29 protein-coding genes and 1 other annotated feature are annotated in these 25,785 nt (G+C 58.5%); of the genes, 24 read left to right on the forward strand and 5 right to left on the reverse strand.

The features are described 5' to 3' along the window. Positions 1–9: 9 nt before the first annotated feature. The 18 genes from J3349_RS00110 (at position 10) to tyrS (ending at position 15,377) form a co-directional block, all read left to right on the forward strand. Positions 10–375: a SpoIIIAC/SpoIIIAD family protein gene (locus J3349_RS00110; RefSeq protein ID WP_207675907.1), complete on the forward strand. Its 366-nt coding sequence runs from the start codon at positions 10–12 to the stop codon at positions 373–375. Further along, positions 372–1,460: a stage III sporulation protein AE gene (locus J3349_RS00115; RefSeq protein ID WP_207675908.1), complete on the forward strand. Its 1,089-nt coding sequence runs from the start codon at positions 372–374 to the stop codon at positions 1,458–1,460. The genes J3349_RS00110 and J3349_RS00115 overlap by 4 nt, the downstream gene beginning before the upstream one ends. Next, positions 1,457–1,945 (forward strand): hypothetical protein, encoded by a 489-nt coding sequence (locus J3349_RS00120; protein WP_207675909.1) that lies wholly within the window; start codon positions 1,457–1,459, stop codon positions 1,943–1,945. Before J3349_RS00115 ends, J3349_RS00120 begins: the two co-directional genes overlap by 4 nt. Further along, a complete protein-coding gene (locus tag J3349_RS00125; protein ID WP_207675910.1) occupies positions 1,942–2,445 on the forward strand; it encodes a stage III sporulation protein AG in 504 nt (167 codons plus the stop codon). The genes J3349_RS00120 and J3349_RS00125 overlap by 4 nt, the downstream gene beginning before the upstream one ends. A gap of 45 nt (positions 2,446–2,490) precedes the next feature. Next, on the forward strand, positions 2,491–3,111 hold the full coding sequence (locus J3349_RS00130; RefSeq protein ID WP_207675911.1) for a SpoIIIAH-like family protein: 621 nt from the start codon (positions 2,491–2,493) through the stop codon (positions 3,109–3,111). A gap of 109 nt (positions 3,112–3,220) precedes the next feature. Next, the gene (locus J3349_RS00135; RefSeq protein ID WP_149793355.1) at positions 3,221–3,607 is read left to right on the forward strand and encodes an Asp23/Gls24 family envelope stress response protein; all 387 of its coding nucleotides are present in this window, start codon (positions 3,221–3,223) and stop codon (positions 3,605–3,607) included. An 80-nt stretch (positions 3,608–3,687) separates the two neighbouring features. After that, on the forward strand, positions 3,688–4,122 hold the full coding sequence (gene nusB, locus J3349_RS00140) for a transcription antitermination factor NusB (protein WP_015564113.1): 435 nt from the start codon (positions 3,688–3,690) through the stop codon (positions 4,120–4,122). Then, on the forward strand, positions 4,119–5,060 hold the full coding sequence (locus tag J3349_RS00145; RefSeq protein ID WP_158403100.1) for a glycoprotease: 942 nt from the start codon (positions 4,119–4,121) through the stop codon (positions 5,058–5,060). Before nusB ends, J3349_RS00145 begins: the two co-directional genes overlap by 4 nt. Beyond that, on the forward strand, positions 5,048–6,271 hold the full coding sequence (gene xseA, locus J3349_RS00150) for an exodeoxyribonuclease VII large subunit (RefSeq protein WP_207675912.1): 1,224 nt from the start codon (positions 5,048–5,050) through the stop codon (positions 6,269–6,271). Before J3349_RS00145 ends, xseA begins: the two co-directional genes overlap by 13 nt. Further along, positions 6,249–6,470 carry an exodeoxyribonuclease VII small subunit gene (gene xseB, locus J3349_RS00155; protein WP_242699438.1) on the forward strand — a complete coding sequence of 74 codons (222 nt, stop codon included), beginning with the start codon at positions 6,249–6,251 and terminating at the stop codon, positions 6,468–6,470. The genes xseA and xseB overlap by 23 nt, the downstream gene beginning before the upstream one ends. Positions 6,471–6,499: 29 nt before the next feature. Beyond that, the gene (locus tag J3349_RS00160; RefSeq protein WP_207675913.1) at positions 6,500–7,390 is read left to right on the forward strand and encodes a polyprenyl synthetase family protein; all 891 of its coding nucleotides are present in this window, start codon (positions 6,500–6,502) and stop codon (positions 7,388–7,390) included. Positions 7,391–7,511: 121 nt separating this feature from the next. After that, positions 7,512–7,985 (forward strand): divergent PAP2 family protein, encoded by a 474-nt coding sequence (locus tag J3349_RS00165; protein ID WP_158394496.1) that lies wholly within the window; start codon positions 7,512–7,514, stop codon positions 7,983–7,985. A gap of 45 nt (positions 7,986–8,030) precedes the next feature. Further along, positions 8,031–9,914, forward strand: a complete 1,884-nt coding sequence (dxs, locus tag J3349_RS00170) for a 1-deoxy-D-xylulose-5-phosphate synthase (RefSeq protein WP_207675914.1) — start codon at positions 8,031–8,033, stop codon at positions 9,912–9,914. Next, on the forward strand, positions 9,911–10,714 hold the full coding sequence (locus J3349_RS00175; protein ID WP_207675915.1) for a TlyA family RNA methyltransferase: 804 nt from the start codon (positions 9,911–9,913) through the stop codon (positions 10,712–10,714). The genes dxs and J3349_RS00175 overlap by 4 nt, the downstream gene beginning before the upstream one ends. A 32-nt stretch (positions 10,715–10,746) precedes the next feature. Further along, positions 10,747–11,598 carry an NAD(+)/NADH kinase gene (locus J3349_RS00180; RefSeq protein WP_207675916.1) on the forward strand — a complete coding sequence of 284 codons (852 nt, stop codon included), beginning with the start codon at positions 10,747–10,749 and terminating at the stop codon, positions 11,596–11,598. A 21-nt stretch (positions 11,599–11,619) separates the two neighbouring features. After that, on the forward strand, positions 11,620–12,108 hold the full coding sequence (locus J3349_RS00185; protein WP_149793363.1) for an arginine repressor: 489 nt from the start codon (positions 11,620–11,622) through the stop codon (positions 12,106–12,108). Between the two features lie 16 nt (positions 12,109–12,124). Continuing rightward, on the forward strand, positions 12,125–13,792 hold the full coding sequence (gene recN / locus J3349_RS00190) for a DNA repair protein RecN (RefSeq protein WP_207675917.1): 1,668 nt from the start codon (positions 12,125–12,127) through the stop codon (positions 13,790–13,792). Between the two features lie 52 nt (positions 13,793–13,844). Continuing rightward, positions 13,845–14,093 (forward strand) — a binding site (T-box leader). A gap of 63 nt (positions 14,094–14,156) precedes the next feature. Next, positions 14,157–15,377, forward strand: a complete 1,221-nt coding sequence (gene tyrS / locus J3349_RS00195) for a tyrosine--tRNA ligase (RefSeq protein ID WP_158394501.1) — start codon at positions 14,157–14,159, stop codon at positions 15,375–15,377. Positions 15,378–15,500: 123 nt separating this feature from the next. On the opposite strand, the gene J3349_RS00200 is transcribed toward tyrS, so the two are convergent. The 5 genes from J3349_RS00200 to asd all read right to left on the reverse strand — a co-directional run bounded on the left by J3349_RS00200 (position 15,501) and on the right by asd (position 20,202). Continuing rightward, a complete protein-coding gene (locus tag J3349_RS00200) occupies positions 15,501–15,968 on the reverse strand; it encodes an ACT domain-containing protein (protein WP_158394502.1) in 468 nt (155 codons plus the stop codon). Positions 15,969–16,011: 43 nt separating this feature from the next. Then, entirely contained in the window at positions 16,012–17,289 is a 1,278-nt protein-coding gene (locus J3349_RS00205) for a CapA family protein (RefSeq protein ID WP_158394503.1), read from the reverse strand. Between the two features lie 55 nt (positions 17,290–17,344). After that, the gene (dapB, locus tag J3349_RS00210) at positions 17,345–18,103 is read right to left on the reverse strand and encodes a 4-hydroxy-tetrahydrodipicolinate reductase (protein ID WP_015564124.1); all 759 of its coding nucleotides are present in this window, start codon (positions 18,101–18,103) and stop codon (positions 17,345–17,347) included. Between the two features lie 75 nt (positions 18,104–18,178). Next, positions 18,179–19,072 carry a 4-hydroxy-tetrahydrodipicolinate synthase gene (dapA, locus tag J3349_RS00215; protein WP_149793369.1) on the reverse strand — a complete coding sequence of 298 codons (894 nt, stop codon included), beginning with the start codon at positions 19,070–19,072 and terminating at the stop codon, positions 18,179–18,181. Positions 19,073–19,119: 47 nt separating this feature from the next. Beyond that, a complete protein-coding gene (gene asd, locus J3349_RS00220; RefSeq protein ID WP_149793370.1) occupies positions 19,120–20,202 on the reverse strand; it encodes an aspartate-semialdehyde dehydrogenase in 1,083 nt (360 codons plus the stop codon). 152 nt (positions 20,203–20,354) lie between these two features. On the opposite strand from asd, the gene queA reads away from it, so the two are divergent. The 6 genes from queA (at position 20,355) to radA (ending at position 25,784) form a co-directional block, all read left to right on the forward strand. Further along, the gene (queA, locus tag J3349_RS00225) at positions 20,355–21,383 is read left to right on the forward strand and encodes a tRNA preQ1(34) S-adenosylmethionine ribosyltransferase-isomerase QueA (RefSeq protein ID WP_207675918.1); all 1,029 of its coding nucleotides are present in this window, start codon (positions 20,355–20,357) and stop codon (positions 21,381–21,383) included. A 111-nt stretch (positions 21,384–21,494) separates the two neighbouring features. Next, the gene (gene tgt, locus J3349_RS00230; RefSeq protein ID WP_207675919.1) at positions 21,495–22,640 is read left to right on the forward strand and encodes a tRNA guanosine(34) transglycosylase Tgt; all 1,146 of its coding nucleotides are present in this window, start codon (positions 21,495–21,497) and stop codon (positions 22,638–22,640) included. 72 nt (positions 22,641–22,712) lie between these two features. Further along, complete coding sequence (yajC, locus tag J3349_RS00235) at positions 22,713–23,021, forward strand: preprotein translocase subunit YajC (protein ID WP_149793373.1); 309 nt, start codon at positions 22,713–22,715, stop codon at positions 23,019–23,021. A 67-nt stretch (positions 23,022–23,088) separates the two neighbouring features. Beyond that, positions 23,089–23,475: a TIGR04086 family membrane protein gene (locus J3349_RS00240; protein WP_207675920.1), complete on the forward strand. Its 387-nt coding sequence runs from the start codon at positions 23,089–23,091 to the stop codon at positions 23,473–23,475. 57 nt (positions 23,476–23,532) lie between these two features. Next, positions 23,533–24,288: a hypothetical protein gene (locus J3349_RS00245; protein ID WP_207675921.1), complete on the forward strand. Its 756-nt coding sequence runs from the start codon at positions 23,533–23,535 to the stop codon at positions 24,286–24,288. A gap of 83 nt (positions 24,289–24,371) precedes the next feature. Further along, positions 24,372–25,784 (forward strand): DNA repair protein RadA, encoded by a 1,413-nt coding sequence (gene radA, locus J3349_RS00250; protein ID WP_207675922.1) that lies wholly within the window; start codon positions 24,372–24,374, stop codon positions 25,782–25,784. Position 25,785: the final 1 nt, after the last annotated feature.

Genomic DNA, 25,785 nt, shown 5'->3' on the forward strand with positions numbered 1-25,785 from the left:
GCCCTCACGATGCTGGGACTTGCGGTGATGGGGGCTGTGCTGTACACCCTGTTCCAGAAAAGCGCCCCGGCTTTCGGGCTGTTCATCTCAATGGGAACCGTTGTCCTTGTGCTGTGGAAAATCAGCGCAGCGGCGCAGACCGTGCTTTCCGGGCTGACAAAACTGGAACAGCGGGCAGGCGGCGACGCCTTTTCCTGTCTGCTGCGGTGTACAGGCATCATCCTGCTGGCCGATTACGCCCACTCGCTCTGCGAGGAGGCGGGGGCTGAATCGCTGGCGTGGTGTACGGCACTGGCCGGCCGGGTGCTGGTGCTTGCGGCAGCGTGGCCCCTGCTGGAAGAGATCGGCCAGAAGATAGGGAGCATCGCAGGATGAAAAGAGACAAGCTTTTCCGTTTGAGTCTGGCAATACTGTTCTTGTGGACGAGCTTTGCACTCGCGGCCCCGGCGGCGATGGCCGCTTCGAGCACAGCTCTGCCGGGCAGTTCTCTCTGGGAGCCCTATTTGCAGCAGAGCCGCATCGACCTTGAAAAGGCGGCATCCTCACCGTGGGAAACACTGAAAAGCTTTCTGCCCCGATCCTTCGGCGCACTGGTGCGCCAGACGGCAAGTCGCTATACGTCAGTGCTCCTGTTCCTGACGCTGACAGCGGTGCTGGGGCTTCTTGCCGGGGAATGCACCGATGGGGCCTTGCTGGATCTGGTGGCGGCAGGCGGCTGCGGCGTCCTGCTCTGGGGGAGTCTGCTGGAAGAAGCCCAGAAGCTTTGTGAACAGGTGGAGAGCTGGCGCAGCTTTCTGTTGGGGTTCCTTCCCGTCTATGCCGGTGTCCTCACGATGGGAGGGGAAGGAGCAGCAGGCAGTGCAGCCAGTGGAGCGCTGCTGACGGCACTCTGCTTTCTGGCTCAGCTGGCAGCGACCTTCGTTCAGCCGCTGCTCCACTGCTATCTGATGCTCAGCATGGCCTGCTGCGTCAGCTCTGAACCAGCCCTCGGCGTTTTCTGCAAGGGCGTCGGCAGTGCGCTCCGTCAGGCGCTGGGCTGGGCCGGAAAAATTCTGGTGGCTCTGCTGGGCCTGCAGAGGGCTGCAGCATTCCAGCTGGACCGCTTTTCGCTCCGTACCGGCCAGCTTTTGGCGGGGAGCGTTCCCATCATCGGGCAGACTCTCAGCAGTGCATCGGAATCCATCCTCGCGGGGATACAGCTCCTCAAGAGCGGGCTGGGGCTGGCAGCTCTGTCGGTGCTGGGCGCGGAGTTTGTGCCGCTCTATCTGGGGCTGATGATACAGCTGGCTCTTCTGATGGGCTGCAGTCTGCTTTGCAGTCTCACTGGCATCTCCCGTTGCCGCGCATTATTCGACTGTTTTGCCGAGGCGGTGCGCTGTATGGCAGCGGTGGTGGCGCTTTTCTTCGGGCTGGCGGCGGCAGGGGTAACACTGCTGTTCATCGTAGGAGGTGGTTCATGATGCAGGCACTGGAACGGGCAGCGGCGGTCTTCTGTACGGCCTGTATCTGCGCCGAGCTGCTCTCCCGCTTTGTCGGACAGGGTTGGGGGCAGAAGTGCATAAAAGCAGTGGCAGGGCTATATATTCTAGTAGTCTTTGCGGATGCTCTGCCCGGCGCAAAGGCGCAGTTTGCCGCATTGGAACTGCCGCAGGTGCCGGCGGTCTCGGTAGGCAGTCTGGAGGATGCTGTTCTGGCACAGACGGCAGAAGAACTCTCCCGTACGCTCGAAGAACGCTGTCTCAGCGAGGCGGGTGTTTTGCTCAGGCTGAATATCATTCTGAGCCAGACCGCTGAGGGCGTGGAAGCGGATGAGGTACAGATCGTCCCTCAGGACGCCGTCACTGCCTCGCAGAAGCGGGCAATAGAAGCGCTGCTGGAAGGACAGCTTCAGCTGGGACCGGAATGCATCAAATGGAACAGCCCCAGCGGGGAGGATGTGCTATGAACAACGAGCTTTTTTCGCGGCTGAAGGACCTCGCACAGAAGGAAAACCGCACCCGGCTGGCGGTTTTGCTGGGCGCGGCGGCCATGCTGCTCATCCTGCTGTCGGAGCTGTTCACCCCTTCAGAGAAGACCGCCGCAGCAAGCGCCGCCCCGGCGGATGACAACGTCTACCGCCAGCAGCTCGAGCAGCAGCTTTCCGACCTCATCGCGCAGGTAGAGGGCGCGGGAAAGACCACCGTGATGATAACACTGGAAAGCGGAGAGGAGACCATCTATGCTCTGGACACGCTCTCGGGACAGACCCAGGAACAGCAGACCCATGTGCTGCTGGACGACGGGACCGCGCTGGCACAGACAGTCTGCACCCCCAGAGTGTGCGGGGTGGCCGTGGTGTGCGAGGGCGGGGGAGATGTCCGGGTCGCCGCCCGAATCACCGAGCTGGTGGGGGCGCTGCTGGATGTTCCGTCCAACCGCATCTGCGTAGAGCAGCGCCGGGAATGATTTTTTGCAGCGATGAAATATAAGTTATGCAAGGAGGAGACACAAATGAGAGCTATCACCAAAAACACACGCAGGGTCACAGCGCTGACCCTTGCGGCCGCGCTGGTCGTGGCGGTATACCTTAACTGGCAGTATGCCCGCACCGGCATCGGTGTGGATGAAGAGGCTGTCAACGTCTCAGCGGTGGCTGTGGAGGGTGAGCCTGTGGCAGCACCCGTTACCGATGGGCTGATGACGGAGGCCGAAGCAATATCCAGTGCCAACAAGAATTATGGGGAGGCCCAGCTCGTCAGCGTGGCCAACGACGCAGGCGCAAAATTCTTTGAGGAAGCCCGTCTCAAGCGCCAGAAAGCTCACGATGAAGCGATGGACACGATCCAGAAGACCCTCAAGACCTCGGGCCTTTCCGCCGAGGAGAAAAAAGGTTATACCCAGCAGCTGACTTCCAACCTCGAAGACCTCAACGCAGAAAATGAGATAGAAACGCTGGTCAAGGCGAAAGGCTTTGCCGACTGCCTCTGCTTTTTGCAGTCCGGCCGGGCTGACCTGACCGTGATGACCTCCGGCGACGCGCTGACGGCGGCACAGGTGGCCCAGATACGGGACATCGTGCTCAGCAAGAGCGAGGTGACTGCGCAGAATATTACTGTGGTGGAAGTGAAGTAAGGTGTTGTATAAAACCGGAGAAAATGGTATAATGACATCAAAGGTTTTGCAAAGGGGTACTCTCTTTGCATGGAACGCATAAAATAAAATGGGCATTCGCTCATTTTGGATGGAGGGCCATAGAATGGATTTACAGAACATGGATCTTAAAGGCGGCAGTCTGCAGATCTCCACAGAGGTCATCGGCAAGATCGCCCGCTGTGCAGCGCTGGAGATCGAGGGCGTGGCAGAAGTGTCCTGCGGCAAGCAGAACCGGAAGGTGAAAGACCTTCTCGAGCGCGCCAACGTCCAGTCGCCCGTTACCGTAGAGATGCGGGACGGCACGGCAGAGATCACTCTGGAAATTGTAGCAGCCTTTGGCGCACGCATCCCGGCTGTGGCTGAAAAGGTGCAGGAAAACGTCAAGTCTGCCGTCCAGAACATGACCAATGTCACGGTCAGCCGCGTTGACCTCGTCATTGCCGGTCTGGCCCCGGCGGCTGAGCCGCAGGCCTGAGCCGAGAAACAAAACGTAAAAGAGAATTGCGGTCGGCCTTCCCGCAAAAGGGAGGGCCTTGCCGCTGTGAGAGGAACATTATGGAAAATATTTTGCCCCGTCGTGAAGCACGCGAAAATGCATTTCTTCTGGCATTTTCTCAGACCTTTGGTGACATTCCCCTGCAGGAGGCTCTGGACAACCACCACGAGTGCGATGAAGAGCATCCGGTGGATGTTTTTGGCCAGCGCCTGCTGCGGGCTTATTATGAGCATTCCGCAGAGGTGGACGACCTCATCAGCGCCCATCTGCGCAACTGGACGATGGAGCGTCTGCCCCGCGTGAGCCTGACGGTGCTCCGTCTGGGTCTGGCCGAGATGCTGTACGGCGACGAGAAAAAGCCTGGCGTCGTCATCAATGAGGCAGTCGAGCTGACCAAAAAGTATGGCGCAGACGAGGATTATCAGTTCGTCAACGGTCTGCTGGGTACGGTGGCACGCGAGCAGGGTCTGGACGCAGAGCCTGAGCAGCTGTGAGCAGCTATACGCTGGGCATCGACACCAGCAATTATGCAACCTCTCTGGCTGTCTTTGATACAGCCGGAGAGGTTGTTTGCGCAAAAAAGCGTTTCCTTCCGGTGAAGGAGGGCCAGCTTGGGCTGCGCCAGAGCGACGCCCTTTTTCACCACACAGCCGCTCTGCCTGAGATGCTGAAAGAACTGAGCGGTGAATTCGATTTGACCAAAATCAGTGCCGTAGGCGTGTCGGAAAAGCCCCGTCCGGTAGAGGGCAGTTATATGCCCTGTTTTCTGGCGGGCGTCAGCGCTGCCGAGGCGTTCGCGCTGGCCCGGGGCATCCCGCTCGTCCGCACGACCCATCAGCAGGGCCATGCGGCGGCGGCACTGTTTGCGGCCAAGGGTGAAGAGTTCTTCCGCGAGAAAACACTGCTGTTCCATATTTCCGGCGGCACGACTGACCTGCTCCTTTGCGATGAAGTGAAGCATATCGAGACGCTGGGGACCAGCTCCGACCTCTACGCCGGACAGGCTGTGGACCGTGTGGGCGTCAAGCTGGGCTTTGGATTCCCGGCTGGCGTCGAAGTCTCTCGTCTGGCTGCGGAATGTGATGTGACGATAAAACCGAAATCCAGTGTCCGAGGCATGGAATGCAGCCTTTCCGGGCTGGAAAACCAGTGCAATGCTTTGTTGACAGCTGGCAAAAGCCCTGCCTATGTCTGTAAGTACTGCCTGCTCTGCGTGGCAGATACCGTGGTCAAGATGACCAAAGCGGCTCAGAAGGAATATCCCGGGCTTGCTGTGGTCTGTGCAGGCGGCGTGATGAGCAGTGACATCATTCGCAGCTGGGTGCAGCAGCGCCTCCCGCAGGTGTATTTCGTACCCGGCCAGTATTCCAGTGACAACGCCATCGGCGTATCTATCCTCGCCGCACGGGAGGCCGGGCTATGGCTGAAGTGATCACCGTCTCGGCCCTGAACCAGTATGTCAAGACGCTGCTGGATGCAAACGACATCCTGTTCGATTTGGCGCTGCGGGGCGAGATTGCAAACTTCGTACAGAACGCCCGCAGCGGCCACTGTTATTTTTCTCTCCGGGACGCCAGCGCCAGTGTCAAAGCGGTGATGTTCCGCTCAGATGCGCGGCGGCTGGGCTTCCGCCCGGAAGAGGGCATGAAGGTAGTCGTGCGATGCCGTGCTACTCTTTATGAGCGGGACGGCGCGTTCCAGATCTATGTCAACGAAATGTTCCCGGACGGCATTGGTGCGGCGCAGCTTGCTTTTGAGCAGCTGAAAGCCAAACTCGAGCAGGAGGGGCTTTTTGCGGTAGAGCACAAAAAGCCGCTGCCCACGTATCCCAAATGCATCGGCGTCGTCACCAGCAAGACCGGCGCGGCATTGCAGGACATTCGCAATGTCATTGGTCGGCGCTGGCCTGCGGCGAAACTCCTGCTCTGCCCGGTCAATGTGCAGGGCTTCGAGGCGGCGCAGCAGGTCGCAGATGCCATCGGAAAGCTGGACAAAAGCGGCCGGGTAGACGAAATTATCGTAGCCCGGGGCGGCGGCAGCAGGGAAGACCTCTGGGTCTTCAACGCCGAGGTCATCGCCCGGGCAGCTTACCGCTGCAAAGTGCCGCTTATCAGTGCTATTGGGCATGAGATAGACTTTACTATTTTAGACTTTGTGGCGGACCGCCGTGCGCCGACCCCGTCGGCTGCGGCAGAACTAGCCGTGCCAGATCGTGCAGAGCTTCTGCGGGCGCTGTCCCAGCTGGAACAGGGCTGTCAGAGCGCGATGCAGCGCCGTCTGGATGCAGCATCTGGCCGTCTGATGATGGCCAAGCAGCAGCTTTCCTATGATTTGACCCGCCGGAAACTGACCGGTGGGCAGGCAGAGCTTGCCGCAGTGCAGAAAGAACTCGAGGCGGCTGCGCAGAGCTGTATTCAGAAGCGACAGGCGCAGCTGCGCCACGCCGCAGCACTGACCGATTCTCTCAGCCCCTATCGGGTACTGGGGCGCGGCTATGCGATGGTATATGACAGCAAAGGCAGGCTGTGTAGTGCAGATGTTCTTGCAACCGGTGATAAGCTTACCCTGCGCGGTGCAGCGCACACAGCAGAATGTACGGTCACGTCCGTGGAGGAACTGAATGAGAGCACCCAAAAGCTTTGAAGACGGCATGGTCCGTCTGGAAACCATCCTGAGCCAGATGCAGAGCGAAGAGACGACCCTTTCTGAGTCGGTCAAGCTCTATGCAGAAGCGGCTTCACTGATGGAATACTGCCATGCTGCGCTGGAAAAAGCATCGCTTCAAATGGAGGAGATCGATGCTTCCCGCAGCGAAAAGGCAGGATCCGAAACAGAAGAATAAAAGCAAACAGTTTGCAGGGAGGAACCATTATGGAGAGCGCAGAGTATAAAAAGCAGTATGACGAATATCTGGCCCGTGCTGAAAAGGCATTGAGCCAGGCGTGTGAACGCTATCTGCCTGAGGAATCTGACGTCTGCCGCGCAGCGCGCTACAGCCTGCTGGGCGGCGGCAAGCGCATTCGCGCTGTGCTGGTGCTGGCCGTGTGTGATATGCTCCACGGCAATGCCGAGGCAGCTGAGCAGTTTGCAGCCGCAGTCGAGATGCTGCACTGCTATTCGCTCATCCATGATGACCTGCCCTGCATGGATAACGACGATATGCGCCGCGGCAAGCCCTCCTGCCACAAGGCATTCGGCGAATCCACCGCGATGCTGGCCGGTGACGTCCTGCTGACCGAGGCTTTCGAGGCAGTCGCCGGTGCGCCTGCTCCCGCTTCTGTCTGTGTCCACGCGGCACAGGCGCTGGGCGCAGGTGCAGGCAGCCGAGGCATGGTGTACGGTCAGGAACTCGATTTGAAATATGAGGCGCTTGCCGCTACCGAGGAACAACTCCGTCTCATCCACCGCCACAAGACTGGCGCACTCATCAATGCAGCCATCCAGATGGGCGGTGCTGCAGCACAGGCCGATGAGATTCAGCGTAAGGCGCTGGAAGCATATGCTTATGGCATCGGTCTCGTGTTCCAGGTCGTGGACGATGTGCTGGACGTGACCGGAACCGCCGAGCAGCTGGGCAAACCCATTGGCAGCGACAGCGAAAATGGCAAAACGACTTTTGTCACCCTGTTCGGCGTTGACGGTGCCATGCAGCTGGCGGAAAAGCTGAATGACGAGACCTGCACAGCGCTGCGCGACGCATTCGGCGAAAAGAGTGCGTTTTTGGAGCAGCTGGCCCGCACACTGCTGAACCGCCGCAGCTGAGCCGGTCGCATTCTGCGCCGAAATCGTCTCAGAAATCGCACAGGACTACATATCGCAAATGCGCTGCTTTTTGAGACGTCGGCTGTGGGATTGCGATAAAATTCAAGAAGGTGAACAAACTATGCAATTTATCAAAGAATTGTTCTCGGTCAACGAGATATTGACTGTTTCCATCGTGGGCTGGTTCGTTGCACAGGTGCTCAAGACCATCATCAACTTTATCCTGCTGGGCAAGTTCCAGCTCGAGAGGATGTGGGGCGACGGCGGTATGCCCAGTGCCCACAGCGCGACAGTCTGCGCGATGGTCATTGCCGCAGCCCGCAGCGAGGGAGTCAGCTCGGCTATTTTTGCTGTGGCCAGTGTGGTCGCTATCATCACCATGCACGATGCAATGGGTGTGCGCCACGAGACGGGCGAGCAGGCCAAAGTGCTCAACCAGATGATCGAAGAGTGGATCGACATCAGCGAAAAGAACTCTCCGTTTTTGCAGAATATGCATCTGAAGGAGATGGTCGGCCATACGCCCTTGCAGGTCATGGCCGGCATGGTCGTCGGCATCGTGGTCGGCTGCCTGTATCCCATGCACCTTGTCTAAATAAAAAACATCAGGAATTTGAAATGTGAGGAGGACGGTCATTTTATGCATCCTTCATTGCTTCAGAATATTTCACAGCCTCGTGACCTGAAGCGCTTGAACAGCGCGCAGATCCAGCAGCTCTGCGGCGAGATCCGTCAGTTTCTGCTGGACAGCGTATCCAAAACAGGCGGACATCTTGCTTCCAATCTCGGCGCGGTCGAGTTGACGGTAGCACTTCATCGTGTCTTTGAGACCCCTCAGGACGCTTTCGTGTTTGACGTAGGACATCAGTGCTACACCCATAAGCTCCTGACCGGGAGGTATAAGCGCTTTGGCACCTTGCGGCAGCTGGACGGACTTTCAGGCTTTCCGAATCCCAATGAGAGCGCCCATGACGCTTTTATCGCCGGACATGGCAATACAGCTCTTTCTGTTGCCATCGGCATTGCATGGGCCAAAAAGCTGAAAGGGGAGCCGGGCCATGTGGTGGCCATCATCGGCGACGGTGCGTTCACCGGCGGCATGGTCTACGAGGGGATGAACAATATCGGAAAGCTGGACAATCTCCTGGTCATCCTTAACGATAATAAAATGTCCATTTCCCATAATGTCGGTGCGTTGGCAAGCTATCTGGGCCATCTGCGCACCACAAACGGCTATTTTACGGCCAAGGAAAATGTCAACAGCTTCCTGAACGGTGTGCCTGTCATCGGAGCGCCCATCAAAAGCGCTCTTCAGAACAGCAAAAAAGCAATTCGCCGGGCCATGTACCATTCCACGATGTTCGAGGATATGGGGTTTCACTATTTTGGACTCATCGACGGCCACGACGAGCCGGAACTGGAACGCATTTTCCAGACTGTCTGTGCTCAGCCCGGGCCGACATTGCTCCATGTCGTGACGAAAAAGGGCAAGGGCTATGCGCCCGCTGAGTCGAACCCCGGCAATTACCATGGCGTTTCCAAGTTCGACCTGACCGGCATCCCTGACCCCGAGGTCGCTCCGGCAGAGTCGTTCTCGAATGCCTTTGGCCGGACGCTCAGCGCCGCCGGAAACACCGACAAGACCCTCTGTGCCATTACTGCCGCCATGAAATACGGCACAGGTCTGCAGTTTTTCAGTCATGCCCATCCGGAACGCTTCTTCGATGTCGGCATGGCCGAACAGCATGCCGTGACCTTTGCAGCTGGTCTGGCCAGCAAGGGGATGCTGCCGGTGGTCTGCATTTATTCGACCTTCCTGCAGCGCAGCTACGACCAGATCATCCATGACGTCAACCTTCTGCATGAAAATGTCGTCTTCGCGGTGGACCGTGCAGGTTTCGTCCCCGGAGACGGTGAGACACATCAGGGCATCTACGACCCGGCTTTTCTCAGCCAGACCGGAATGCCCATCTATTCGCCTTCGAACTACGAAGAACTGCGGCATTGGCTTCCCATCCTGCTGGGCCATGAGATGCAGGGTCCCCGGGCCATCCGTTACCCCCGCGGCGGAGAGAGCAAAGCTCTGGCAAAATACGGCTGCTCGGGCAAGGAATACGATAAACTCATTTTCACACCGGGTGCAAAGGCCGCACTGGTGAGCTACGCCGATGAGGTGGAAGATGTTCTCGCTGCCGCAGAGCTGCTGGCTAAAGAGGGCATCCCCTGCGATGTTTATAAGCTGGTGCGCATCTTCCCGTTTGAGGAAGAACTGATTCGTGACCTTTCAGCCTATCCCGTCGTTCTGATGGCCGAAGAGTGCGTGGCCTGCGGCGGCATCGGCGAACACCTTGCCCGCGCCCTGCAGGATGCTGGCTGGCAGGGCCGGTACATCCACCGTGCTGTGAAGAAGCTGTGCCTGCCTCACGCGACGGTGCCTCAAATTAAACAGGCAACCGGGCTGGATGCCGCACATCTGGCCGAGGCTGTGCGGGAAGCAGACCCGAAAGGAGAGGAAACACTTTGAAAATTCGTTTGGATCAATATCTGGTGCAGCACGGCATGATCCAGAGCCGTGAGCGTGCCAAAGCCCTCATCATGGCCGGTGTCGTTTTTGTCAACGAGCAGAAGGTGGACAAGGCCGGCGAGATGATAAAGGAAGACGCCAAGGTCGAGGTGCGCGGCCATGACATCGGCTATGTCAGCCGCGGCGGCCTCAAACTGGAAAAGGCAATGCAGTGCTTTCCTCTGACGCCGAACGGCAAGGTCTGTATGGACATTGGTGCGTCCACCGGCGGCTTTACCGATTGTATGCTGCAGAACGGTGCAGTCAAGGTCTATGCTGTGGATGTCGGCTACGGTCAGCTGGCATGGAGCCTGCGCACCGACGAGCGCGTCGTCAACATGGAGCGCACCAATATCCGCAATGTCACGCTGGACATGCTGGCAGAGCCTATTGAGTTTTTCAGCGTGGACGTATCGTTTATCTCGCTGCATCATATCTTCCCGGTGGCGCAGGCTATCACGACGCCCGACGCAATGGGTGTCTGCCTCGTCAAGCCTCAGTTTGAGGCTGGCCGCGAGAAGGTGGGCAAAAACGGTGTCGTCCGCGACCCTGCCACCCACCGCGAAGTTCTCCACAATGCGATGGGCTATGCCGCTGCAAACGGTTTCGTCGTGCGCGGACTGGATTTCAGCCCCGTCAAAGGCCCTGAGGGCAACATTGAGTACCTGATGTTCGTCCAGAAGAGCGAACAGCCCGGTGTGCTGGATGATTCTGTTGCCGAGCAGGTCGTAGCGGCAAGCCACAGCTCTCTGGACAAGTAAATCTGCTGGGAGACGGAGGAATAAACCGCCCTATGACTGTTTACATTTCGCCAAACCCCGGAAAGGAACAGGCTGCCGACACTGCCCGCCGGGCAGCGCAGCTCCTGCTGATGCAGGGGGCTGTCGTCCTGATGCGGGATGACCTGAAAGAGTCCTGCTACGTGGAAGGTGTACAGTACCTTCCTTTGGAAGAATGCCTTCCGCGCACCGATGTCATCCTGACCATCGGTGGTGATGGAACCATCCTGCACGAGGCAAATTTTACGCTGCAATATCAAAAACCCATCCTCGGCATTAACATCGGACGCTGCGGCTTCCTCGCTACCTGTGAGGTGGATGAAATGGAAGAAAAACTCGCTGCTCTGGTGCGGGGAGAGTATCTTCTGGACAGCCGGATGCTGCTCTATGTGCGGGTGCTGGGCGAGGATGGCTGGGAAGGCCATGCCCTCAACGATGTGGTCGTGACGAAAGGCCGCCTGCAGCAGGCCATCGACTTCAGCATCTACTGCGACGACATCCTCGTAGAGCATTACCGTGGTGACGGCGTCATCGTGGCGACCCCTACAGGCTCCACAGCCTATTCTCTGGCAGCCGGCGGGCCGATCTTGGACTCGCAGACCAAGGGCATCGTCGTCACTCCCATCTGTCCCCACAGTCTGACCAGCCCTGCGATGGTCTTTGCTCAGGAGCGCAAAATAAACATCTGTGTGGGGCAGGTCATCGACAACGAAGTGTTCCTGAGCTGCGACGGCGCAGCGGAATATCCGCTCAGTGCCGGCTCAACGGCGGAGATACGCCTCTCCGACCAGATCGTACAGCTCGTCACCTTCAGCAGGGCGGACCAGTTTCAGGCCATCGACCAGAAGCTGCGCAGCCGGAGATAATAACAAGAGGAGGCAAGGAATATGGGCCGAAACAATCCAGCTGAGGCAAAAGGCAAGACGGAACGTCAGCAGACGATCCTCCGCCTCATTCAGGAACATCCCATCAGCCGACAGGAGGTACTTCTCGAGCATCTGCGCCAGGAGGGCTTCGAGGTGACACAGGCTACCATTTCCAGGGACATCCGGGAGCTGTGCCTCGTCAAAGCTGCCACCGCCGACGGCTACCGTTATGTTTCCAGCCACAACGAAAGCCTCAACCCCAAGATGCAGGGCCGATTTGAGACGATATTCCACGAGTCTGTGCTGGGGGTGGATTTTGCCGGACATGTCGTGCTGGTGAAGTGCTACTCCGGCATGGCGAACGCTGCCTGTGAGGTATTCGACGCCTTGAAATGGAAGAATGTCGTCGGTACGCTTTCCGGCGACGATACATTCCTTATCGTAGCCCGTTCGGAGCGGGACGCAAAGACCATCTGTTCGGAACTGACCCGTCATATCGGGCAGAAATAAACGCGGGAGTGAAACTATGCTGAGCAGCCTGCAAATCGAAAATGTTGCAGTTATCCAGAAAGCAAACGTCCATTTCGAAAAGGGCCTCAACGTCCTGACCGGTGAGACGGGCGCAGGTAAATCCATCCTCATCGACTCCATCAACGCCATTCTGGGCAACCGCACTTCCAAGGATCTTGTGCGCACCGGCGCGGCTAAGGCCGTCATCCGGGCCGCGTTCGAGGACGTGCCGCCTGCTGTTCTCGACAGTCTCGAAAAGGCAGGCTATGAGCGCTCGGAGGCCCTGCTGCTCAGTCGTGAGATCACCGCCGAGGGCAAGAGCACCTGCCGTATCAACGGGATGCCGGCTACTGCCGCCGTCCTGCGGGAGCTGTGCGGCGGGCTTATCAACATCAACGGTCAGCACGACTCCGTGGGCCTGCTGAACCCGGCCCGTCATGAGGGCATTCTGGATGCTTACGCCCAGAACAGTGCTGAGTATCAGGCGTATTATGCTATCTACCGGGAACTGGTCAGCGTCAAAAAGGCGCTGGACGCCATGATAACCGACGAGAGCGAAAAGCAGCGCCGTATCGACCTGCTGAGCTATCAGGTGCAGGAGATCGACGATGCCGGCCTGACGGCAGGGGAGGAGCAGACGCTGGAAAGCCGCCGCAAAGTGCTGGCAAATGCGTCCACCATCCGAGACCGTATCGCACAGTGTTATGCGTTGCTCTCCGGCGGCGACGAGGCCCCGGGGGCTGTTGACCTTCTGGGCGAAGCCTCCAACGCTGTGGACGCAGCGGCACAGCTCGACGGAGAGCTGTCTGCCGGTGCGGGCCGGCTGCTTGACCTTTATTACACCGCGAAGGACGTCGCCGCAGACCTCGTTGGCCGTCTGGACGCCTACGACACCAACGACGCAGAGCTGGACGAGATCGAGCAGCGCATCGACCTTATCTATAAGCTCCGGCGGAAGTACGGAGACACCGTAGAGGACATCCTCGCTTTCGGGGAGAGGGCGCGGAAAGAACTTGAGATGATACAGTCCTCGCAGGAGAGGGTAGAGCACTTGCAGAAAGAGCAGCGCCGCCTTTACACCCTCGCGCGGGAAAAGGCCGAAGCTCTGACCCAGACCCGTCTGAAAGCTTTTGATGAGCTGAACAAGCGTATCTCTGGCACGCTGGACTTCCTGAACATGCCGGGCGTGCGGATGACGCTTCGCCATTCGCGCGGCCCGCTGGCCAGCCATGGGCAGGACAGCATCGAGTTCTATATCTCCACAAACCCCGGCGAAGCTCCGAAGCCTCTGGCAAAGATCGCCTCGGGCGGTGAGTTGAGCCGTATTACCCTTGCCATTAAAAATGCAATGGCTGATAAAGACGCCGTTCCAACGGTCATCTATGACGAGATCGACAGCGGTGTATCGGGCAAAGCAGCCAGCCGTATCGGCGAGGTACTGCGTCAGAGCGCCGAGGGCCATCAGATCCTCTGCATCACTCATACGGCGCAGATTGCTGCACTGGCCGACTGCCATCTGCTTATTCAGAAAAATATCACGAACGAGCGTACCTATACTGAGATACACCCGCTGGACGAGAATGGCCGTGTAGAGGCGCTGGCCCGCCTCATCTCCGGCGACCATGTCACAGAGCTTTCGCTGGCCAATGCCCGGGAAATGCTGGGCCGGAACGCAGAAAAATAAGAAAAAGCCAGCGCTTGACATTCCGGCAGGGATGTGCTAAACTGAATCTCGTTGAAAGGCGAAGATGGGAACCGAGTACCCTGATGCGCTCTGCCCAGAGAGGCCCCGGCTGGTGAAAGGGGCTGCGGAGACGCAGGTGAAATACGTCCCTGAGCTGCAGGCTGAACGAATAGTAGGCTGTGCCGCGTGCGAGCGTTACAAACGCAGGAGTGTCACTCTACTCTGGGGTGCGCACTCGTGAGGCCGTTTCTGTGAAGAGGCGGCAAACAGAGGTGGTACCGCGAATTTTATCGCCCTCTGCCAAATTTATTTTGGCAGGGGGTGTTTTATTTTCCCTCTGCCCGACAAACAGGAGGAAATTTTTATGACTCTGTACGAAGAACTCAAGGCCCGCGGCCTCGTGGCTCAGATCACCGATGACGAGATCATCGACCTCATCAACAACGGCAAGGCCACCTTCTACATCGGCTTTGACTGCACCGCCGACAGCCTGACTGCCGGCCACTTCATGGCCCTGACCCTGATGAAGCGTCTGCAGATGGCAGGCAACAAGCCCATCGCCCTCATCGGCGGCGGCACCACCATGATCGGCGACCCCTCCGGCCGCACCGATATGCGCAAGATGCTGACCAAGGAGGACATCGCCCACAACGCCGCCTGCTTCAAGAAGCAGATGGAGAAGTTCATCGACTTCTCCGACGGCAAGGCTTTGATGCTGAATAACGCCGACTGGCTGCTGAATCTGAACTACGTCGAGCTGCTGCGCGACGTGGGCGCCTGCTTCTCCGTCAACAACATGCTGCGCGCCAAGTGCTATGAGCAGCGCATGGAGAAGGGCCTGTCCTTCCTCGAGTTCAACTACATGATCATGCAGAGCTACGACTTCTACTACATGTTCCAGCATTACGGCTGCAACATGCAGTTCGGCGGCGATGACCAGTGGAGCAATATGCTGGGCGGCACCGAGCTTATCCGCCGCAAGCTGGGCAAGGATGCTTATGCTATGACCATCACCCTGCTGACCGACTCTCAGGGCAAGAAGATGGGCAAGACCGCTGGCAACGCCGTCTGGCTCGACCCCAACAAAACCAGCCCCTTCGAGTTCTACCAGTACTGGCGCAACGTCGGCGATTCGGATGTCATGAAGTGCATCCGTATGCTGACCTTCCTGCCGTTGGAGCAGATCGACGAGATGAGCACCTGGAAGGACCAGCGCCTCAACGAGGCCAAGGAGATCCTCGCTTTCGAGCTGACCAAGATGGTCCACGGCGAAGAAGAGGCCGCCAAGGCCCAGAATGCAGCCCGCGCCCTGTTCAGCGGTGCTTCCGGTGATGCTGAGCATATGCCCAACACTCAGCTGACCGAGGCTGACCTGACCGACGGCTCCATCGGCATCCTGACCCTGATGGTCAAGGCTGGTCTGGCTGCTTCCAACGGTGAGGCCCGCCGTCTCGTCGTGCAGGGCGGTGTTCTGGTGGACGGCGAGAAGGTCGCTGCTCCCACGGTCAGCTTCACTGCTGAGCAGCTGTCCAAGGGCATCGTCATCAAGAAAGGCAAGAAGGTCTACCACAAGGTGAGCCTGTAAATCTTCTGATAAAATAAAAAGGCCCGGCTGGTTTCTCTCCGCAGAGGGGAGACCCGCCGGGTCTTTTGTTGCAACAGCACCCATGCCTGTTTTATCAGACACGGGTGCTGCTTAATATCGTTGTTACAGTTCGTAAGCCTTTTTCAGGGCCTCATAGGCTGCGTCCTCGTTCTCCGAACGGACCAGAAGGGAAATGTCCAAATCGCTGGTGGTGATGAGCAGAACTTCGATGCCTGCCATCGCCAGAGCATTCAAGGCGCGGGCTGCGACGCCGCAGCTGGTGACCATCTCCTCACCGAAGAGATTCAGCTTGGAGTAGCCCACGCTGATGAGGGGAGAAGCCTTGGCGTCCTTGTCCAGATTTGCCGCAGAGATGGCCTTCATGACCAGCGGCAGGTCGCTGCTGTATGCCGTGAAGCTGAAGTCCATGCTGGTGCCGTGGGGAGCGCTCTGGCTGATCATATCCACCACGACGCCAGTGTCGGCGAAGATCTGCAGATAACGTGCCATCGTGTTGCCCTTGAACTCGGCATCCTGCACACTGATCATCATCAGGCTCGGCTCAATATTGATTTTGGATACACCGTACATAGTAAACACTCCATTCTGCCCATCGGGCGTTCTGATACAAGCTTTATGCAAGCTTCAAAAATTCGCTGTTGATGTAGGTCTGTGCCGTCTGGCGGATGTAATCGTACCCAAAAGAAGGATACGCGGCGCGGACGCCATGGGCCTGTGCAAGCTCCGGCGTGTAATCCCGGAACAGATACGTGCGGACGTTAGACTTTCCGGCGTCATAGTGGGTCACTGTCACATGGAGCTTCGGGCCGCGCACTGCGCAATGGACGCTGCCGTCCGGCTCGGTGGTCTGCTCCAGATCCAACGTCAAGACCGCGCCGATGAGCTGGTCAGGCTTGCTTTGGGTACTCAGGAAATTTCCCAGCGAATAGGCCACAAATACGTTCCGTCCATCGGCTGCGGTGCGCCATTCGGCGTCCTGCAGGACGTGCGGGTGGGTTCCGATGATCACATCCGCGCCCCAGTCGGCCAGAGACTGAGCTAAGGTGCGCTGCGCCTGTGTGATGTTGTGACTGTCCTCGACGCCCCAGTGTACGCCGACTACCACAAAATCGGCCTCCTGCCGGGCCGCCCGCACCTGCTGTTCCATGACATCCTGCTGGCTGGTGTAGATGATGTTTGCGGTCATCTTGCTGTTCCGGGGAATGCCGTTGGTGTGCTCGGTGTAGGAAAGGTACGCGATCTTTACGCCGTCTACTGTCTGGATGGGGATGCGGCCATAGTCCGCCTCGCCCTTCCACAGGCCGGTGGTGATCACATCCTCAGGCATCGTCTCCCAGAATCGGAGGGTGGCGGCAATGCCCGCAGCTCCCTTATCGTAGGTGTGATTGTTCGAGAGACTGAACACCCGGAAGCCTGCCCGGTAAAGCGCTTCGGCGCACTCGCCGGGGGTCGAGAAGCAGGGATAGGTAGAGGGCGCAAGCTCTTTGCTGCAGAGCGTCTCCTGATTGATCCAGTTGATGTCCTGCTGTGCATAGAAATCGAGCAGATTCCTATAGCAGTAATCGAAGCTGTATCCTTCGCCCTCTGCAGCCCGCCGGGCGGCCTGCGAATAGATGGGCTTATGAATGAGGTTGTCCCCTGTAGCCGAGAAGCGCAATGTCGTGACGACAGGCTGCGGCTCAGGCACAGCAAGCTCCTCCGAAACAGCAGGGGACTCCACCTCCGCTGCCGGAGGAACTGCATCCACGATGCGGCGGGGCCAGAAGCGCAGAGAGAGCAGCACCGATACAGCTACCAGCAGGACCCCCAGTGTGTACAGGGTGACGCCCTTATGCGAGGCGTGCTTTTGCGCGGAATGCCGACGGCGGGGAGGGGCTGCGTGCTTGGCCATAGGCTCGTCTCCTGACGCACGATACCGTGCCTTATGATGCCATGCGCAGAAAAGCTTACATCTCTGCGATCATGTTACTCATATTGTACAGGCCGGGCTCCTTTTTTGCAAGATAAACGGCGGCATTTATTGCGCCATTTGCAAAAATATTGCGGGAATATGCTGTATGGCGGAGGGTGATGACCTCATCCGGGCCGCAGAACAGTACCTCATGGTCGCCCACGATGCTGCCGCCGCGCACGGCGCTGATGCCGATCTCCTTGGGGTCGCGCTTCTGGCGGACAGCGGAACGGTCATAAACATAGTGGTATGCGCCATCGTTCTCTTCGTTGATGGCGTCAGCCAGCATCAGAGCCGTGCCGCTGGGAGCGTCCAGTTTGTTGTGATGGTGCTGCTCAACGATCTCGATGTCGTAGTTTGCGCCCAGAATGGCCGATGCACGCTTGCACAGCTCGGACAGGACGTTGATGCCCATGGACATATTGGCGCTCTTGAACACCGGGATGCTGCGGGAGAGCTGGACGATCTTCAGCTGCAGTTCCTCGGAAAGGCCGGTGGTGCAGACCACGATGGGCAGCTTGTGAGCCTCACAGTAGGGCAGAGCCTTCTCGACCGCTGCCGGAGCGCTGAAGTCGATGACGACGTCGCCCTTGCCGTCCAGCTTGTCCAGACTGTCGTACACGGGAATGCCGTTCATCTCGCCGTCCTTCATGTCGATGCCGGCCACGACGCGGCAATCCTCACGCTGGGCGATCATCTCGCACAGCACATGGCCCATCCTGCCGCCAATGCCCTGAATGATAATATCCGTCATTGTTATTATCCTCTTTTTTATCATACGGCAAATGCCCGGAGACCTGTCTCGCCGGGCATTTGCACATAAAATCGTTTATTCCTTGATAAGACCTGCAGCCTGCAGAGCCTGCTCGATCTGCTCCTTGTGAGCGTCGCCGGGCTCCACGAGGGGCAGCCGGCACTCACCAGCCTCCCAGCCCAGCACGTTCATGGCGTACTTGACCGGGATGGGGTTGACCTCGCAGAAGAGCGCATCGCACAGGGGCAGCATCTCCAGCTGCAGCTCGCGGGCCTTGGCGGTATCACCGTCGAACCATGCCTTGCAGCAGTTGTGAACAAGCTCAGGCTTGACATTGGAGACGACGCTGATGACGCCCTTGCCGCCCAGAGACAGCAGGGGGACCACCTGGTCATCGTTGCCGGAGTAGATGTTCAGCTCGTCGCCGCAGAGGGCCGCGATCTTTGCCACCTGACCGATATTGCCGGAGGCTTCCTTGATGCCGTTGATGAGCGGGTGCTTGCTCAGCTCCTTGGCCGTCTCGGGGGCGATGTTCAGGCCGGTGCGGGAAGGCACATTATACAGGATGACCGGAATGCCGCCGGCCTCTGCCATTGCGGTGAAGTGGGCGACAAGGCCAGCCTGAGAGGTCTTGTTGTAGTAGGGGGTCACCAGCAGCAGAGCGTCTGCGCCGCAGGCGGCAGACTTTGCAGCCAGAGCACAGCCGTGGTCGGTGTCGTTGGAACCGGCACCGGCGATGACAGGCACACGATGGTTCACGAGGTCCACGGTATACTTGATGGCAGCCAGCTGTTCCTCGTCGGTCATGGTAGAGCACTCGCCGGTGGTGCCACAGATGACGATGGCGTCGGTGCCGCGGGCGATCTGATCCTCAACGATGCGGCCCAGCTCATCGAAATTGATGCTGCCGTCCTCGTACATCGGGGTGATGATGGCAACACCCGCACCAGTAAAAACAGGATTCTTCATAGCAAAAAACTCCTTTGCAGCGCGTTGAAGTTCAAAAAGTGCGCAGATCAGTCAAAATAGCCCTTGGCTGCCAGCAGCTCAGCCAGCAGCACTGCGCCGCCGGCAGCGCCACGCAGGGTGTTGTGGCTCATGCAGGCGAACTTGTAATCAAACAGGGTGTCCTCACGCAGACGGCCGATGCAGACGGCCATGCCGTGCTCGGTGTTGCGGTCCAGCTTGGGCTGGGGACGGTCGTTCTCCTCGAAGTAGTGGAGGAACTGCTTGGGTGCGCTGGGCAGGTCCAGCTCCTGTGCGGGGCCGCGGAACTCGGCCCAAGCCTTGAGGATCTCTTCCTTGCTGGGCTTCTTATCAAAGCTCACGAAGACAGCGGCGGTGTGACCGTCAGAGACAGGCACACGGAAGCACTGGGCAGTGATGACAGGCTTCTCGGCGTTGACAATGTGGTCGCCCTCAATATGACCCCACAGCTTGAGAGGCTCACGCTCGCTCTTTTCCTCCTCGCCGCCGATGTAGGGGATGACGTTGTCGATGATCTCAGGCATCCGGTCGAAGGTCTTACCGGCACCGGAAATGGCCTGATAGGTGCAGACCAGAGCCTTGCTGACGCCGAAATCCTTCATCAGGGGGTGCAGGGCAGGGACATAGCTCTGCAGGCTGCAGTTGGACTTGACGGCGATGAAGCCGCGCTTGGTACCCAGGCGCTTGCGCTGAGCGGGGATGATGTCGATGTGGTCGGCGTTGATCTCAGGCACGACCATCGGCACATCCGGAGTGAAGCGGTTTGCGCTGTTGTTGGAGACGACGGGGCATTCTGCCTTGGCGTAAGCCTCTTCCAGAGCCTTGATCTCGTCCTTCGGCATATTGACGGCGCAGAAGATAAAGTCCACCTGAGAGGCGACCTCCTCCACCTTGGATGCATCCAGCACTACCATCTTCTTGACACTCTCCGGCATCGGGGTGGTCATGGCCCAGCGAGAACCGACAGCCTCCTCATAGGTCTTGCCGGCGCTCCGGCCGGAAGCGGCCAGAGTCGTCAGCTTGAACCAGGGATGATTTTCGAGCAGAGTAACAAAACGCTGGCCTACCATACCGGTGGCACCGACGACGCCCACTTTATACTGTTTATCCATTTCCAGCACCTTTCCTTTCAAAAAAAGCCAATTCGCATAAGACTCCGCTTGCAAAGCAGACGTCTATGCAATATAATAGATACCGCTATACAGATTTTATGATAACATTGATACGGCATTCGTGTCAATCATCGGAAAGGCAAATGCTAACTATGTTAAAAAAAGATTTTTGGTATGATTTACCCAAAGAACTCATTGCACAGGAGCCTGCATCCCCCCGTGATGCGGCCCGTCTGATGGTCCTGAGCCAGAAAGACGACAGCATCCAGCACCGCATCTTCCACGACCTGCCCGAATACCTCGAGCCGGGCGACCTGCTGGTAGTCAACAACTCCAAGGTCCTGCCCGCCCGCATCGTGGGCATCAAGCAGCCCACGGGTGCCGTCTGCGAGCTGCTGCTCCTGCGGCAGGTGAAGGGCGACCAGTGGGAGTGCCTTGCAAAGCCCGGCAAGCGGATGCAGCCCGGTACCAAGGTCAGCTTTGGCGACGGCAGCCTGACGGCCATCGTGGACGAGACGCTGGAAGACGGCAATAAGTTCGTCACCTTCTACTACGACACCAAGACCCTCTACGAGAAGCTGGATGAGTTCGGCAAGATGCCTCTGCCGCCCTATATCACCAAGCAGCTGGAGGACCAGAGCCAGTATCAGACCGTTTATGCCAAGGAGCTGGGCAGCGCTGCCGCTCCCACAGCCGGCCTCCACTTCACGCCAGAGCTGATGGATACCATCCGCGCCAAGGGCGTCAACATCACCGAGGTGACGCTCCATGTCGGCCTCGGCACCTTCCGCCCCGTGCAGGAAGACGAGATCTCCGACCACAAGATGCACAGCGAGTGGTACTCCGTCAGCGAGGAGACTGCAAAACTCATCCATGACACCAAGGCCGCAGGCCATCGTGTCATCGCCGTGGGCACCACCAGCTGCCGCACGCTGGAAGCCGTCGCCGCCAAGTACGGCGAGATCAAAGCCTGCAGCGGCAACACCGACATCTTCCTCTATCCTGGTGTCAAGTTCAACTGCATCGACGGCCTTATCACCAACTTCCATCTGCCCGAAAGCACCCTCATCATGCTGGTGTCGGCGCTGTATGGCTACGAAAAGACGATGGCCGCCTATAAGGTGGCTGTCGAGCAGAAATATCGGTTCTTCAGCTTTGGCGATGCGATGCTGATCTTGTAACTATTATAGCGCTTCGCCGCTGTAATATCCCGACTCTGTATCCGCAGCGAGAGCATACGCCCCCTGCGGCAGGATGCACGGCTGTTTTCCGTGCGCAGAAAGGAAAAATTTATGCCTTCTTTGACGACCTACAAGCTGCTCAAGCAGGAGCACAACGCCCGGCGGGGCGAGTTCAAGACTGTACACGGCACGGTGCAGACCCCCGCATTCCAGAATGTTGCCACCGCCGGCGCCATCAAGGGCGGCCTGTCTGCCCATGACCTGAAGGACATCGGTGCGCAGGTCATGCTCTGCAACACCTACCATCTGCATCTGCGTCCTGGCGACAAGCTGGTGGCAGAGATGGGCGGTCTGCACAAGTTTACCCGCTGGAACGGCCCCATCCTCACCGACAGCGGCGGATTTCAGGTGTTCAGCCTCGCAAAGCTGCGCAAGATCACCGAGGAGGGCGTGACCTTTGCCTCTCACCTCGACGGCCACCGCATCTTCATGGGTCCCGAGGAAAGTATGCAGATCCAGGCAAATCTCGGTTCCACCATCGCCATGGCCTTTGACGAGTGTGTCGAGAACCCCGCCCAGCACGATTACTCCAAAGCCAGCTGCGAGCGCACCACCCGCTGGCTCAAGCGCTGCAAGGATGAGATGGCCCGCCTGAAGCATGAAGGCATCTCCGTCAACCCCGACCAGTTGCTCTTCGGCATCAATCAGGGCTGCACCTTCGCCGACCTGCGCGTGGAGCACATGAAGCAGATCGCTGACCTGGACCTGGACGGCTACGCCATCGGCGGCCTCGCTGTGGGTGAGCCCACTGAGGTGATGTACGAGATGATCAGCGCGGCCGAGCCCTATATGCCCAAGGATAAGATCCGTTACCTGATGGGCGTCGGCACTCCCGGCAACATCATCGAGGCCGTCTCCCGCGGCGTGGACCTCTTCGATTGCGTCATGCCCAGCCGCAATGCCCGCCACGGCCACCTGAACACCTGGGGAGGCATCATCAACATCAAGAACGCCAAGTACGAGCGTGACGAGCGCCCCATCGACCCCGCCTGCGGCTGCCCGGCCTGCCGGAACTACTCCCGCGCCTATATCCGCCACCTGTTCAAGGCAGAGGAACTGCTGGGTATGCGTCTGGCCGTCATGCACAACCTCTGGTTCTACAATCACCTGATGGAGCGCATCCGCGATGAGCTGGATGCAGGCACCTTTACCGCCTTCCATGACCGCTATGTCAAGCTGCTCGACACACGAATTTGAGATTTAGCCTTGAAACATGCCGGATAAGCGCGTATAATAAGGTCATATGAATTTGAGAGGAGATTTTGCCCCATGCAATTTCTGACTACGACCGAAAGCTACATCAGCCTTTTCTTTACTCTGGCTCTGATGCTGGTGATGCTCTACTTCATGATCTACCGTCCCCAGAAGAAGCAGGAGAAGAAGGACGCTGCAATGCGCTCTTCTCTGGAGATCGGCGATCAGGTCACCACCATCGGCGGCGTCATCGGCCGTGTGGTCGCCATCAAGGACGACACCTTTGTGCTGGAGACTGGCGCTGACCGTGTGAAGATCCGCTTCACCAAGAATGCCATCAGCTCTGTCGAGAAGCTGAACATGGACAACGCCCCCAAGAAGTAATATTTTTCCGGATTCGTGCTTTGAACGCGTCTCCCTGCATACAGTAGGTGCAGGGAGGCGCGTTTTTATGTCTGATACCAAGAAATTCCCGGCGATAGGGCTGCTGGTCGTTTTCGGAGTGGGCAGTGCGGCAGCAGCAGTGAGCCTGACAGGGTTCGGCTGGCTGATGGTCAAACAGGGCCTGACGCAGGAGGCCGCTGCTCCGCTGGCCACGGCGGCAGTCTGTCTCGGCAGCTTTCTCAGCGGTCTGCTGATGGCCATTCTGCAAAAGGGCAAAGGGCTCGTCTGGGGTGCAGCGGAAGGAGCACTCTTTGCAGGGCTGCTTTTTATTCTGGGTACACTGTACCAGAGCGAGTGGGAAACGATGCAGTTCGTCCGGGCAGGGCTTGTCCTGCTGATGGGGGTTCTGGGCGGGATCCTCGGAATGCTGCGCGCGGAGCGAAAGCGGCGCTGAATGCTCAGTCCACGCTACAGCGGCCATACACAACAAAAGCAGGAGGGAAAAAGCACGATGTGGGTCTATCAGGAAACGAAAACAAATGCAGCGGCGCTTGTGCCGAGGCTGCCGGAAGATACAGCGGGCGAGTCTCTGGCAGAAAAAGAAGCCATGACGCCTGCTTCCGGGCAGCTGACGGAAATGCCGCCTCAGAAAGAAGCTCCCCGGCGGAAGCCATTCCAAGCCAGCCGGGACTGCATCCTGCTGGCGGCGGCCTATCTCTTCGGTACGCTGATGGCGGGCGTCCTGCAGGCGCTGTGCGACGCTGAAGAAATGGAAACGCTGGCCTATTATCTGGACTGCTGGCGCGGAGTGTTCGCGGCGTCCAGTACAGCACAGGCGGTGGGACTGTTTGGGGCAGAGCTGGCTGTCGTCCTCGGGGCGGCGGCAGTGTTTCTTCTGCTGGGGCTCTCGGCAGTGGGGCCGCTGCCTATCTTTCTGTTTGCGATGTTATACGGGACAGGCTCCGGCCTGCTCTCGGCGCAGCTCCTGAATAGCCTCGGGGCAAAACAGCTCGTTCTCTTTTTGCTCACCGCCAGCCTGCCGACGGCACTGGCGGCGGGTGCGCTCTGTTTGTTCGGTGCCTCGGCTCTGCAGGTCAGCAGCCGAATCCATGCGTTCTCTTTCGGCAGAGGGGATAAGGGAAGCCATCCGGCAGGAGCACGGCTCCTGGTGGGGCAATTCGCCTTACTGGCAGTCTGTCTCTGCCCGCTCTGCGGTGCGGCCACCGGCCTTGTGTGTCTTGCAAATCGTCTGATGCAGGCCGGATAAGCGCCCGGCTTTCTTGCGGCCTCGGGCCGGATGTGGTATGATAGAGAAAATGATTTTCATGAAATGAAAACAGGGAGTCCAGAATGAAAGAACCGAAGCTGAAAACCGTATACGTCTGCTCCAACTGCGGAGAGACAAGCCCCCGCTGGATGGGCCGCTGCCCCAGCTGCGGCAGTTGGAACACCATGAATGAGGATGTGGTCGCCGAAGCGCCCAAGGCCGGGCTTTCCGGCGGCAAAGCCGCTGCGCCTGTCCGGCAGGAGGGCGTCACCTCGCTGACGGCAAGGCGTCTGGCCGACATCAGCACGACCGAGGAAAAGAGCCGCATCCTGACGGGCATTTCCGAGCTTGACCGCGTTTTAGGCGGCGGCATCGTGTTGGGCGGCGTCGTACTGCTGAGCGGTGAGCCGGGCGTGGGCAAATCTACGATGCTTTTGCAGCTCTGCGGTGCCATCTCCAACCAGCACACGGTGCTGTATATCACGGGCGAAGAGTCCGTCCGTCAGGTCAAACTGCGTGCGGCCCGCCTGAAAGTCCCGCAGGATAACATCTATCTGGCGGCAGAAAACGACGTAGACGAGATTTGCGGCCTCATCGAGAAAGAAAAGCCGGAACTGGTCGTCATCGACTCCATCCAGACCATGCGGTGTATGGACATCTCGTCTTCGTCCGGCACGGTCAGTCAGGTGAAAGAGAGTGCGGCCCGCCTGCTGGCCGTCGCCAAGAAGCAGGAGATTCCGATGTTTATCGTGGGCCATGTCAACAAGGATGGCGCTATCGCAGGCCCGAAGGTCATGGAGCACATCGTGGATACGGTTCTTTACTTTGAGGGAGACAAAATGCTGCCATACCGCATTCTGCGTGCGGCTAAGAACCGCTATGGCTCCACCAATGAGCTTGGTATGTTTGATATGACAGGGCAGGGCCTTGAGGAAATCGAAAATCCGTCCCAGATGCTCCTGGAAGGCCGTCCGCTGGGCGTTTCCGGGAACTGCGTCGCCTGTACCATGGAAGGCAGCCGCCCCATTCTCAGCGAGATACAGGCCCTTGCGACCAAGACGAATTTCCCGGCACCCCGGCGGGCCTGCAGCGGCTACGACTACAACCGCATGAACCTGCTCATCGCCGTGCTTGAAAAGCGTGCAGGCTATTTCTTCGGCAATCTGGACGTGTATGTCAACATCGTCAGCGGCATCACCCTGCGGGATACCGCCTGCGACCTTGCCGTCTGTCTGAGCATGGTGTCTTCGCTTCTGGACTGCCCCGTGAGCGATAAGCTCATTGCCATCGGTGAAGTCGGCCTTGGCGGCGAGGTGCGCAGTGTACCGAATCTGGAGCAGCGTCTGCGGGAAGCGGAACGTATCGGCTTTGAGCGTGCCGTCGTACCCAAGCACAGCCTTGCACATCTGAACGCCGCCGATTATCCCGGCATGAAGCTTGTCGGTGCCGCCTATATCTCGGACGCCATCCATGCCCTGAAATCCGACCGTCTGTGAC

The sequence above is a fragment of the Faecalibacterium sp. Marseille-P9590 genome (assembly GCF_017377665.1).
In the GTDB taxonomy this organism is placed as follows: domain Bacteria; phylum Bacillota; class Clostridia; order Oscillospirales; family Ruminococcaceae; genus Faecalibacterium.

Coding starts and splice junctions, on each gene's coding strand:
- dapA (WP_149793369.1), bottom strand. CDS start 19,072: ATGAAGAATCCTGTTTTTACTGGTGCGGGTGTTGCCATCATCACCCCG.
- J3349_RS00245 (WP_207675921.1), top strand. CDS start 23,533: ATGTGGGTCTATCAGGAAACGAAAACAAATGCAGCGGCGCTTGTGCCG.
- tyrS (WP_158394501.1), top strand. CDS start 14,157: ATGACTCTGTACGAAGAACTCAAGGCCCGCGGCCTCGTGGCTCAGATC.
- tgt (WP_207675919.1), top strand. CDS start 21,495: ATGCCTTCTTTGACGACCTACAAGCTGCTCAAGCAGGAGCACAACGCC.
- J3349_RS00240 (WP_207675920.1), top strand. CDS start 23,089: ATGTCTGATACCAAGAAATTCCCGGCGATAGGGCTGCTGGTCGTTTTC.
- nusB (WP_015564113.1), top strand. CDS start 3,688: ATGGAAAATATTTTGCCCCGTCGTGAAGCACGCGAAAATGCATTTCTT.
- J3349_RS00180 (WP_207675916.1), top strand. CDS start 10,747: ATGACTGTTTACATTTCGCCAAACCCCGGAAAGGAACAGGCTGCCGAC.
- dapB (WP_015564124.1), bottom strand. CDS start 18,103: ATGACGGATATTATCATTCAGGGCATTGGCGGCAGGATGGGCCATGTG.
- xseB (WP_242699438.1), top strand. CDS start 6,249: ATGAGAGCACCCAAAAGCTTTGAAGACGGCATGGTCCGTCTGGAAACC.
- radA (WP_207675922.1), top strand. CDS start 24,372: ATGAAAGAACCGAAGCTGAAAACCGTATACGTCTGCTCCAACTGCGGA.
- recN (WP_207675917.1), top strand. CDS start 12,125: ATGCTGAGCAGCCTGCAAATCGAAAATGTTGCAGTTATCCAGAAAGCA.
- J3349_RS00185 (WP_149793363.1), top strand. CDS start 11,620: ATGGGCCGAAACAATCCAGCTGAGGCAAAAGGCAAGACGGAACGTCAG.
- J3349_RS00135 (WP_149793355.1), top strand. CDS start 3,221: ATGGAGGGCCATAGAATGGATTTACAGAACATGGATCTTAAAGGCGGC.
- xseA (WP_207675912.1), top strand. CDS start 5,048: ATGGCTGAAGTGATCACCGTCTCGGCCCTGAACCAGTATGTCAAGACG.
- J3349_RS00165 (WP_158394496.1), top strand. CDS start 7,512: ATGCAATTTATCAAAGAATTGTTCTCGGTCAACGAGATATTGACTGTT.
- J3349_RS00125 (WP_207675910.1), top strand. CDS start 1,942: ATGAACAACGAGCTTTTTTCGCGGCTGAAGGACCTCGCACAGAAGGAA.
- J3349_RS00120 (WP_207675909.1), top strand. CDS start 1,457: ATGATGCAGGCACTGGAACGGGCAGCGGCGGTCTTCTGTACGGCCTGT.
- dxs (WP_207675914.1), top strand. CDS start 8,031: ATGCATCCTTCATTGCTTCAGAATATTTCACAGCCTCGTGACCTGAAG.
- yajC (WP_149793373.1), top strand. CDS start 22,713: ATGCAATTTCTGACTACGACCGAAAGCTACATCAGCCTTTTCTTTACT.
- J3349_RS00115 (WP_207675908.1), top strand. CDS start 372: ATGAAAAGAGACAAGCTTTTCCGTTTGAGTCTGGCAATACTGTTCTTG.
- J3349_RS00160 (WP_207675913.1), top strand. CDS start 6,500: ATGGAGAGCGCAGAGTATAAAAAGCAGTATGACGAATATCTGGCCCGT.
- J3349_RS00205 (WP_158394503.1), bottom strand. CDS start 17,289: ATGGCCAAGCACGCAGCCCCTCCCCGCCGTCGGCATTCCGCGCAAAAG.
- J3349_RS00130 (WP_207675911.1), top strand. CDS start 2,491: ATGAGAGCTATCACCAAAAACACACGCAGGGTCACAGCGCTGACCCTT.
- J3349_RS00110 (WP_207675907.1), top strand. CDS start 10: ATGCTGGGACTTGCGGTGATGGGGGCTGTGCTGTACACCCTGTTCCAG.
- asd (WP_149793370.1), bottom strand. CDS start 20,202: ATGGATAAACAGTATAAAGTGGGCGTCGTCGGTGCCACCGGTATGGTA.
- J3349_RS00200 (WP_158394502.1), bottom strand. CDS start 15,968: ATGTACGGTGTATCCAAAATCAATATTGAGCCGAGCCTGATGATGATC.
- queA (WP_207675918.1), top strand. CDS start 20,355: ATGTTAAAAAAAGATTTTTGGTATGATTTACCCAAAGAACTCATTGCA.